This is a genomic window from Acinetobacter harbinensis (assembly GCF_000816495.1).
GTDB classification, from domain to species: domain Bacteria; phylum Pseudomonadota; class Gammaproteobacteria; order Pseudomonadales; family Moraxellaceae; genus Acinetobacter; species Acinetobacter harbinensis.
The window spans coordinates 2,413,097-2,422,501 of the sequence record NZ_JXBK01000001.1 but is presented as its reverse complement, the minus strand read 5'-3'; the positions used below and the strand labels follow the sequence as shown (position 1 = coordinate 2,422,501).

Genomic DNA, 9,405 nt, shown 5'->3' with positions numbered 1-9,405 from the left:
CGATATTGGTTAAATATATATTTTATAATAATAAATATTTTAAATATGCAGTTATTATTTTAGTGTTTAGGCTTTTTGATGAAGCGCAATCTTTTATAATTTTTTTTAATGATTTATTGGGATATTGATTGAAAATAGCGAATAGATTTAAAATATTCAGCTTCGCGCCGGTAATACTCAGATCTAAACGTTTTGATCGAATAAAGTATGCCCATAATTTTACTATTATGGATTACTGGCTACCTCTTAAGCAGAACACGCCATCATGACAAATCAGAATAATAAATTTCCCTCACACATCTTTCGTGCTTATGATATTCGCGGTGAAGTTTCCTTATTGACTGCGCCATTGGTCAAAGCCATTGGTTATGCACTGGTGGCTCAGTATCAAGCTGCTGGGCAAACCCAGCTTGCAATTGGTTATGATGCGCGTCTCACCAGTCCCGCGTATGCGGAAATCATCCGACAAGTGTGTCAAGAAAAAGGGCTCCAAGCCACCATAATTGGCTGCTGCGCCACACCGGTTTTGTATTTTATTGCCCGCAGTTTTGATGGCAATGGCATTATGCTTACGGCCAGTCATAATCCAAAAACAGACAATGGACTAAAATGGATTATGCAAGGTGAGCCGCCTTGTCCCGATATGATTCAACAGGTTGCATCGACGGCAAAAGCAGTCTTTAATCCTGTAGAGAAAATAAGCATTGCGCCGTGTACGCATGAAGTGCTGCTACAGTATTGTTTGCAGTATCAGCAGGCTTTGTTAGATGATATTCAGCTTAAACGTCGCTTTAAGGTGGCACTGGATGGTTTAAATGGTTCCGCCGGTCAATGCGCAGCCTTGGTGCTACAAAAACTAGATTGTGAGCTTATCCCAATTCGCTGTGATGCCGATGGACATTTTCCGGCACATGCGCCTGATCCATCACAAAAAAAGCATTTACTTGAACTGAGAAAAACCGTGCTTGAACAGCATGCCGATCTTGGCATCGCATTAGATGGTGACGGTGATCGGGTGGTGTTAATTGATGAACATGCCAATATTATTTCAGCCGATCGTTTGCTGTCGTTATTTGCAGAGATGTGTTTAACCACCCATCCGGCACATGAAGTGGTGTTTGATGTTAAATGCTCGACCATGGTGCGTAATACAGTGCGAAATTTAGGCGGGCAGCCGACCATGATTCGGACTGGAAGTTCTTTTTTACGCCGTCATATGTCGCGATCTAACGGTAAAGCAGTTTTTGGTGGAGAGTATGCCGGACATTATGTGTTTAATGATGGCCGCGGTTTTGGTTACGATGATGGTTTATATGCAGCATTACGTGTACTGGAGTATTTGAGCCAACAACCCGATTTAACCTTATCTGAGTTGTTACAGGCTTATCCTGAGCGTAGTTGTACCGAAGATATTTATATTAGTACCCATAATGAGCAACCGACTGCGGTATTACAGGACATTGAAAGTAAAAGTGATGCTTTTAAAGCGCAATTAAGTAAAATTGACGGCGTACGACTTGATTTTACCGATGGATTTGGCATTATTCGCGCATCGAATACCGGTGAATATTTTACTGTGCGTTTTGATGCGGACAATCCACTGAGATTAAACGCGATTCGAGATACATTTGTTTCCATGTTACGTGATCGATATCCTAAAATCGCACAAGACATTTTAGATGCTTAATAAGGAGAGGCGAATGCCACATCAACATACTGGCATCGACAAAGCGCAAATTTTGACAGAAGCTTTGCCGTACATTCAACGTTTTGCCGGCAAGACGCTAGTAGTGAAATATGGTGGCAACGCAATGACCGATCCGGAGTTAGAAAGCTCCTTTGCACGCGATATTGTTTTATTAAAAACCGTCGGTTTAAACCCGATTGTGGTGCATGGCGGTGGTCCACAAGTCGACTCATTCTTAAAGCAGCTCGGCCGTGAGTCAGAGCGGATTGATGGTATGCGTGTCACCGATGCCGCGACCATGGAAGTGGTTGAGATGGTGTTGGGCGGCAGCGTCAATAAATCAATCGTGAATCTGATTAATCAACATGGCGGTCGGGCCATTGGCTTAACCGGTAAAGATGGTAATTTACTGCGCGCAGAAAAATTACTGATGGAAAAAACTGCTGAAGATGGCAGTGTGCAACACATTGACTTAGGTTTAGTGGGTAAAGTCATCGGTGTTAAAATTGACGTACTGGAAATGTTTACGCAAAGCGATTTCATTCCGGTAATTGCGCCTTTAGGCGTCGATGATGAAGGCAATACCTACAACATTAATGCCGATTTAGTCGCCGGTAAAGTAGCAGAAGCATTGGGTGCAGAAAAGTTAATTTTGCTGACCAATATTAGCGGTGTTTTAGATGAAAATAAAAACTTGCTCACCGGTTTAACCACGCAAGAAGTCGATCGTTTGATTGAAACTGGCGTGATTTATGGCGGTATGATTCCAAAAGTGGGCTGCGCACTAGATGCGGTTAAAGGCGGTGTAGTCAGTGCGCATATTGTCGATGGCCGTGTACCGCATGCCACTTTGTTAGAGATTTTTACCGATCATGGCGTGGGTACGTTAATTACCAATCGCAGCAAAACGCTATAACAGATCAAATTAAAAAAAGCCTCCTCGTGAGGCTTTTTTATACGCTGCATTTAAATCAATTCACTTTGCCGCAGTGCAACAAGGCTTTAGCACCTATTGATAGTCACTGTTAGATAAATCATAAAAAGTGCAATCCATCGCGCTCATTCAGATTTGCAAGCCTCGTTCCAGTCATGCAGAATACAAAAACTCTTTCTTTACGGTTTGCTGACCACTATGTGTCAATTGCTCGGAATGAACTGTGCAACGCCTACAGATGTAACTTTCTCATTTCGCGGTTTTTCGCAGCGCGCTGGAATTACCTCTGACCATTGTGATGGCTTTGGCATTGCCTTTTTTGAGGATAAAGCCTGTCGTTTATTTGTCGACAATCAATCGGCAGTTGAGTCGCCAATTGCTGAATTTGTGCGTAATTATCCGATTAAATCGCGCAATGTAATTGCTCATATTCGTAAAGCCACGCAAGGCAAAATTAGCTTGGAAAATGCTCATCCTTTTAGTCGTGAACTGTGGGGACGTCAGTGGATTTTTGCCCATAATGGTGATTTGCATGACTTTAATCCGACCTTGTCTGGACGTTTCACACCAATTGGCAATACCGACAGTGAGCGCGCTTTTTGTTTCTTGCTTGATCAATTGGTACAAAAATTTGCTTATCATGAACCGAAACTGGAGCAAATTTTTAGCTTATTGGCGGAAGTGTCGCCTAAAATTGCCGAACATGGCACATTAAACTTTTGCTTATCCAATGGTCAGGCTTTATTTGCCTATGCCACTACCCAATTGCATTGGTTGGTGCGTGAATATCCGTTTAAACCTGCGAAATTGATTGATTTGGATGTGGAGGTCGATTTTAGCCAACTCACCACAGCAGAGGACCGTGTGGCCGTGATTACCACAGAACCTTTAACCAACAATGAGCAGTGGACGACTTTTATACCCGGTGAAATGATCTTATTTCAACACGGTCGACCAACGCGTAGCCAACTCACCCGTGTCGAGCGACTTGAGCGTGAACGCTTAAATCCTGCACTAAAAAGAACAACAGCAGCGGATCAATATTAATCAGTTAAAATTTTAAATATACTCATTTGGCAGATATATAAACAACAGATTAACTTTTTATTGATTGAATTTTTTGATTTTAATCAGATTCGGCTTACTTTATCGGTTGAGTTTTTTTATCTAATTAAAGTTGATTATATTTTTTATTATAAGAAAAAGATAATCTGATTTTTAAAAAACAATAGCTATATCTATCATTTTGTTTTTTAAATAGAGTGCTGAGATTAATTTTATCTACAATATGATTATTTAAACCTTATTATATTGGTTAAAAAATACTGTATTCTTTTGATCAAGATTAATTATTAAAGCCTTTTAAATCAATGGTTTTTTTTAATATTATTGTTTTAATCTAAAACCAACCATTTTAGTTGATTTTTATTTGATACAAATTGATATATTATTCGTTCATGTGATTGTTCATGTATATCTTATAGGTACTGATAATGAAAATGAAGTGGATTCCGGAATATAATACGGGTATCGATGTGATTGATGATCAGCACAAGAGAATTTTAGATTATATTAATGAAATTGATGATATTGTGGATGACACAGGACGTGATCGTGTCAAACAAATTCTTGAAAATATTATTGATTATACCCAATCACATTTTACTTTTGAAGAATCATTACAAGAAGAAGCCGGCTATAAATACCGCGTTCCGCATAAGCGTGTACATGATTTATTTATTAAAAAAATTGAGTCTTATCGTGATCGCTTTGCAATGGGGCATGCCATTGAAGGCGAATTAAATGAAGTGTTGGCCAAGTGGCTGATTAATCATATTCAACACGATGATGCCGACTATGTGGGTGCGGTTAAAGAAAATATGATGGGAATCATTAAGGAAAAAGAGAAAAAAACCGGTAAAAACTGGTTTGCTCGTTTCTTTTCATAAAAAATAAGCTACGCCATAACAATTAAAAGTCATAATAGTCTTGCGCTGCAAACCTTCACTATGAGGGTTTGCTTTTTCTTTTTGATTTTCCTTCATCACGAAGGCAAAATAGTGCAAGACTTTTTGTAGGAATACATCATGCAAGACAATGCTTTGTCACGATGGTTATCGCCGCTGATGGCATTTTGTTTATCTTTTACCATCATTGCCACTTTAGCACCGATGGTCGGTATTCAGGTAGATCGTCAACTGGATTTTTGGTTGTTATGGCTTGCAACCATGGTCATTTTGGCCTTACCCATTTGTTATCTAGAAATTGCCTTGGCCAAACGCTCTAAAGGCACAGCGTTAAATGCATTATCCAATTTAACCCGTGATGCCGATGCCTCGCAAAGATGGCGCTTGGTCGGTTGGTTGGCCGTGCTTTTCATTCCTTTTTTAGCCGGCGGCATGTTGGCAAATGCCAGTCAGCTGTTGACGCATTTTACCGCAGCAACAATTGCACCAAGTTGGGTGTTTATGGCCCTGCTGATTGTTGCTGTTGCATTTTCATTTGTGCCAAGAAAAATAATTGTGCTGTTGAGTGTGGTTGGGGTCTTTGCCGCGCTTATTCTGGCCAATGTCATGGGCACGGCATTACCCGCTTGGCACGTCACTGCAATTGAATTCAGTGAATGGGGCAGTGCGACAGTGTTGGCCTTGGTGGCCAGTGGTTTAGGTATGGGGCTATATTGGCAAACCAGCGTCACGACATCTCAATCCTCCGCTTCGGCCACTCAGACCGTATTACCGATTTGGATAGCGCAGTTATTGGCGGTGATCGCATTTGCTTTTTTTGCCAGCAATACACAAATTTCTAGTTTTGCTTTGATTGTGGCCGTACTAAGTAGCTGTGCACTCTTACTCAATTTGGCGCGTGAGCAACTTGCGCAGCGTCAGATTAATCTTGCCGTGCAATGGCTGATTATTTTGCTTGCTCTATTGCTGTGGCTTATTCCGGCTGTGAGTACACTCTTTAATGCGGTATTGATGGTTTGGGGTTTGATCATTTGCTTAATTTACGCAATTTTTGCTGGTTGGATTATGAAAATCAGTCATCTGCGTAAAGCGATGAATTTTAGCAATGAATTGTTTTATAACCTGTGGCGTATTGCTGTTCGTGTGGTGTTACCGCTGTCAATTGTGATGGCTATTGTTGCCATCCTTGGACAATTGATCTAATGACTGAAATAGCACAGGTTTGGGTGGCATATGCCACACCCACGCAGCAATTTCATATTGCCCTGCCTTTTCAGATGGGCATGACAGCGCTTGATGCCATTGAGCAAAGTGGCCTTCGTATGCAGGTTACGTTGCCTGAACCGCTGGCTTTGGGCATCTTTGGTGTACGCCTAGCCAATAGCAATCAGCCGTTAAAGGCAGGCGATCGGGTTGAGGTGTATCGCGCTTTGACCATTAATCCGAAAGAGATTCGGCGTAAACGTGCAGCAGAAAATCCGGTTGGTCGTTATTGCCGCGGCAATCGCTTCAAATAATGTGACCGATAAAAATAAACCCCTCATTGAGGGGTTTATTTTTATTTTAAAGCCGCTATAGTGGGGGCGCGTTTAAAATTGCTTCTTTAGATCCGGGTAAACCAGGTTGCGTCTCTGGAATACTTTTGAGCCCTTCAACTTTTTGTACAATCCCGTTTTGATCGAAGTAAATTTTTAAGTGTTGACCACGTGCAGCAGGTATTTTTGCTTTTTTAGCATAGGTACCCGGTTGGTAGTTATAAATGTAGTCCCAACGTAACGGATTCATTGGGTCGGCAACAGTAGGACTGCCGAGCAAAAAACGAACTTGTTGATGACTCATGCCCACTTGAATTTTCGAAGCTTGCGCTTGAGTTAGAGGTGTTCCTTGCGGAATATCAACTTTATAAACGCCCAAGGTTGAACAGCCTGCGAGCAGTGAAGTGACAAGTAACGTCAATATGATTTTTTGCATTTTGCTACACTATCCCAAATTAATTATGATGCATTTGATCTACGGATAGATCATACTTCATCTAAAGTTTGTTGCATATTCCAACTTTAAATTTGTTGAGAGACTTTTTTACATGGCTATTTCAAATCAAGATTTACGTAAAGCTGGACTTAAAGTTACGCTTCCACGAATTAAAATATTGGAATTATTAGAAAATTCGAGACAACATCATTTAAGCGCAGAAGACATTTATAAAACTTTACTTGAACAAGGTGAAGATGTCGGTTTAGCAACTGTGTACCGCGTGTTAACACAGTTTGAAGCCGCTGGTATCATCCAGCGCCATCATTTTGAAAATAGTCATTCTGTTTTTGAAATTATGCAAGAAGATCATCACGATCATATTGTCTGCCACAATTGCAGCAAAGTGGTTGAGTTCATCAATGATGTGATTGAGCATCAACAACATGAAGTGGCTGAACAACATGGCTTTACGCTAACGGGCCATTCTTTAAACCTGTATGGTTACTGTGATGCTGCTGAATGCCAAGAAGCGTTACGTAAAAAATAAATGACTCTATGCACATAAAAAAACAGGCTGTTAAAAAGCCTGTTTTTTTTAAATCTATATTTTATATTTAAGCTTGACCATCGAAAGTAATGTTGGAGCTGGCCTGCATTAGACGCTCAGCACCTTCTTCAGAGAGTTTAATTTGCAGACGTAAATCGTTGGGTGAGTCTGCATGTTTAAGCGCATCTTTATAGGTAATTTGTTTGGCTTTATACAGATCAAACAAGGCTTGGTCAAAGGTTTGCATGCCCAACTCACGTGAACGTTTCATTAAATCTTTAATTTCATGAACTTCACCTTTACGGATCAGATCAGAAATTAACGGTGAATTCACCAAAATCTCAATCGCGGCGCGGCGTGAATTACCATCAACCGTGAGAATCAATTGCTGTGCCACAATCGCTCTTAAGTTTAAAGATAGATCCATAAACAATTGATTATGACGGTCTGCATCAAAGAAGTGAATAATCCGGTCAATGGCTTGGTTGGCGTTGTTGGCGTGTAAGGTGGCAAACACCAAGTGACCGGTTTCAGCAAAGGCAATGGCATAGTCCATGGTTTCGCGTGAACGAATCTCACCAATCAGAATTACATCGGGTGCTTGACGTAAGGTGTTTTTCAAAGCAATTTCAAAAGAGTCGGTATCAATTCCTACTTCACGCTGGGTAATAATACAGCCGGCGTGTTGATGCACAAACTCAATCGGGTCTTCAATGGTAATAATATGACCTTGAGTATTGTGATTACGATAGCCAATAATTGAGGCCAAAGAGGTCGATTTACCCGTACCGGTTGCCCCGACAAAAATGATAATGCCACGTTTGGTCAGCGCCAATTCTTTTAAAATTGGCGGTAACTTGAGTTCTTCCATGGTTGGAATAACCGTTTCAATCCGACGCAGCACCATACCCGGTTCATCGCGCTGTTGAAATGCACTGACACGAAAGCGCGCGGTTTTATCACGATTGCTGATGGCAAAGTTACATTCACGTGTATCGGCAAATTCTTTGCGCTGCTTTTCACTGGTAATGGAATGTAGTAATTGTCCAACCACTTCACCACTGAGTTTGGTTTTAGCAATCGGCACAATTTGCCCATTAATTTTCATCGAAGGTTCAACATCGGCCGTCAGAAATAAGTCGGATGCCTTTTGTTGAATCATTAAATTCAGTAAATCATTAAAATCCATAATAAGCCTCTCAATCCACCTAAACTTATAGGAATGATTCTGGTTGTTTAGCCATGGTACGCGCTGTCTGTGGACTGATAATGCCTTTGGATACCAAGGTTTTTAAGCTTTGATCCAGCGTGGTCATACCATAGTTGGCACCGGTTTGAATGGCTGAATACATTTGTGCCACTTTATTTTCACGGATCAGGTTACGAATGGCGGGAATACCAATCATGATTTCATGCGCTGCCACACGTCCGCCACCATTTTTCTTCAATAACGTTTGAGAGATCACCGCTTGTAACGATTCTGACAACATGGCACGCACCATGTCTTTTTCTTCAGCGGGGAATACGTCAATCACACGGTCAATAGTTTTTGCCGCAGAGGTGGTGTGTAGTGTGCCAAAAACCAAGTGACCGGTTTCTGCCGCAGTTAAAGCCAAACGAATAGTTTCTAAGTCACGCATCTCACCAACCAAAATAATGTCGGGATCTTCACGTAAAGCTGAACGCAATGCTTCACTAAAACCATGTGTGTCACGGTGTACTTCACGTTGGTTCACCAAGCATTTTTTAGATTCGTGTACAAACTCGATCGGATCTTCTACGGTCAAAATGTGGTCATAACGGTTGTCGTTAATATAATCGACCATGGCCGCCAAAGTGGTAGATTTACCTGAACCGGTTGGGCCGGTCACCAACACAATACCGCGCGGGAAGTTACAGATATCTTTAAAAATTTGCCCCATGCCCAAATCTTCAATGGTCAGCACTTTTGAAGGAATGGTACGAAAAACTGCACCCGCACCGCGGTTTTGGTTAAAGGCATTGACACGAAAACGTGCGACACCGGGCACTTCAAAAGAAAAGTCAGTTTCTAATTTTTCTTCAAAGTCACGGCGCTGTTTGTCATTCATAATGTCATACACCAATTTGTGTACTTCTTTATGTTCTAACGCTGGTAAGTTAATACGACGAACTTCACCATCAACGCGGATGAGTGGTGGCATACCCGCAGATAAGTGTAAGTCAGATGCCCCATTTTTAGCCGAAAAGGCTAAAAGTTCAGTAATGTCCATAATTTCCCCGAGACCATATAAATGTTATTTATTTTGTTAGAATG

At 41.2% G+C, this 9,405-nt stretch carries 10 protein-coding genes; 7 read left to right on the top strand and 3 right to left on the bottom strand.

Translation table 11 applies throughout. From position 1 onward, the window contains the following. The first annotated feature begins 265 nt into the window (after positions 1–265). The 6 genes from SE27_RS11255 (at position 266) to SE27_RS11230 (ending at position 6,105) form a co-directional block, all read left to right on the top strand. Entirely contained in the window at positions 266–1,687 is a 1,422-nt protein-coding gene (locus SE27_RS11255) for a phosphomannomutase/phosphoglucomutase (RefSeq protein ID WP_039623463.1), read from the top strand. A 13-nt stretch (positions 1,688–1,700) separates the two neighbouring features. Beyond that, positions 1,701–2,603 (top strand): acetylglutamate kinase, encoded by a 903-nt coding sequence (gene argB, locus SE27_RS11250; protein WP_039623460.1) that lies wholly within the window; start codon positions 1,701–1,703, stop codon positions 2,601–2,603. Between the two features lie 216 nt (positions 2,604–2,819). Then, positions 2,820–3,668 carry a class II glutamine amidotransferase gene (locus SE27_RS11245; RefSeq protein WP_039623458.1) on the top strand — a complete coding sequence of 283 codons (849 nt, stop codon included), beginning with the start codon at positions 2,820–2,822 and terminating at the stop codon, positions 3,666–3,668. A 446-nt stretch (positions 3,669–4,114) separates the two neighbouring features. Further along, entirely contained in the window at positions 4,115–4,570 is a 456-nt protein-coding gene (locus SE27_RS11240; RefSeq protein ID WP_039623456.1) for a bacteriohemerythrin, read from the top strand. A 138-nt stretch (positions 4,571–4,708) separates the two neighbouring features. Then, positions 4,709–5,791 carry a membrane protein gene (locus SE27_RS11235; RefSeq protein ID WP_039623454.1) on the top strand — a complete coding sequence of 361 codons (1,083 nt, stop codon included), beginning with the start codon at positions 4,709–4,711 and terminating at the stop codon, positions 5,789–5,791. Further along, positions 5,791–6,105, top strand: coding sequence for an RnfH family protein (locus SE27_RS11230; protein WP_039623452.1), 315 nt, complete (start codon positions 5,791–5,793; stop codon positions 6,103–6,105). The genes SE27_RS11235 and SE27_RS11230 overlap by 1 nt, the downstream gene beginning before the upstream one ends. A 55-nt stretch (positions 6,106–6,160) precedes the next feature. Here the strand turns inward: SE27_RS11230 and SE27_RS11225 are convergent, their stop codons facing one another. Further along, positions 6,161–6,559 carry an outer membrane protein assembly factor BamE gene (locus SE27_RS11225; RefSeq protein WP_039623450.1) on the bottom strand — a complete coding sequence of 133 codons (399 nt, stop codon included), beginning with the start codon at positions 6,557–6,559 and terminating at the stop codon, positions 6,161–6,163. A gap of 112 nt (positions 6,560–6,671) precedes the next feature. On the opposite strand from SE27_RS11225, the gene fur reads away from it, so the two are divergent. Continuing rightward, positions 6,672–7,109, top strand: coding sequence for a ferric iron uptake transcriptional regulator (fur, locus tag SE27_RS11220; protein ID WP_039623448.1), 438 nt, complete (start codon positions 6,672–6,674; stop codon positions 7,107–7,109). Between the two features lie 67 nt (positions 7,110–7,176). Here the strand turns inward: fur and SE27_RS11215 are convergent, their stop codons facing one another. Together SE27_RS11215 and SE27_RS11210 are read right to left on the bottom strand one after the other, a co-directional pair. Next, positions 7,177–8,298: a PilT/PilU family type 4a pilus ATPase gene (locus tag SE27_RS11215; RefSeq protein WP_039623447.1), complete on the bottom strand. Its 1,122-nt coding sequence runs from the start codon at positions 8,296–8,298 to the stop codon at positions 7,177–7,179. Positions 8,299–8,323: 25 nt separating this feature from the next. Next, positions 8,324–9,361 (bottom strand): type IV pilus twitching motility protein PilT, encoded by a 1,038-nt coding sequence (locus tag SE27_RS11210; protein WP_039623445.1) that lies wholly within the window; start codon positions 9,359–9,361, stop codon positions 8,324–8,326. Positions 9,362–9,405 lie beyond the last annotated feature (44 nt).